The sequence below is a fragment of the Mesorhizobium sp. M4B.F.Ca.ET.089.01.1.1 genome (assembly GCF_004022605.1).
Lineage (GTDB): Bacteria > Pseudomonadota > Alphaproteobacteria > Rhizobiales > Rhizobiaceae > Mesorhizobium > Mesorhizobium abyssinicae.
Map to the genome: position 1 here is coordinate 1 of NZ_RZOS01001153.1, position 650 is coordinate 650.

Annotated in this window: 2 protein-coding genes; both read left to right on the plus strand. The window is 60.8% G+C overall.

The window, feature by feature from the left end; translation table 11 throughout:
• The coding region (locus tag EN780_RS40005; RefSeq protein WP_210215116.1) for a hypothetical protein at window positions 1-364 on the plus strand (364 nt) is incomplete at its 5' end.
• A 35-nt stretch (window positions 365-399) separates the two neighbouring features.
• Window positions 400-650: hypothetical protein (locus tag EN780_RS36535; protein WP_133372969.1), on the plus strand; the 251-nt coding region annotated here is incomplete at its 3' end.

A 650-nucleotide genomic window follows, 5' to 3' on the forward strand; every position in this document is an offset into this window, starting at 1 on the left:
TCCGTCGTCGATAGGGTTGACGGTGGTTCTTCCGGAAACGGTGAGTCAAGTCACGCTGCGCGCAACATGGGGGAACTATAAGACGGAGCCCCCATTGCCCGATGCGCTCCTCATTCCCGAAGTGTCGGGAAAGGGCAAGCCAAAGCCAGAAAAGCCCGAGAACCTCCGTTGGGTTCGGGTTTCCGGCGAAGCCGCGATCGTCCTCGACGTCACTCGGAACCAGTCCGGGATCCCGCTGCCGGAAAGCGCTGCGCCTCACAGGCCGGGCGGCGGCATCGAAGTCGCCGTTCACACCGTGTGCTCCGTTAAAAGACTCCGGAAGGGGCTGAAGAGCGTCTGCGCGTCATCACCGTCTTCTTGGTAAACCGTCGACGGAGCACAAAGGCTCCGTACAAGGACGTGGCCTACGCGTTCCAGACCCGGATCGAGCTCGAATGTGCGGATGGATTTTATCCGCGCAGCGACCTGTCCACCTACCAGTCCGATGATTTCGAACTTAGGCTGGGCGATCTCCATTATCGCGATGTCCGCGAATATGCCGTTGGTCGCAACACATCTGCCGGCTGGCAAGAACGGCGTGACGCGACGAACGATCCGCTCCCCGTGACGCGTGTTTGGACCGATTTCCTTCCGCAGCAGGAGGTGGAGCG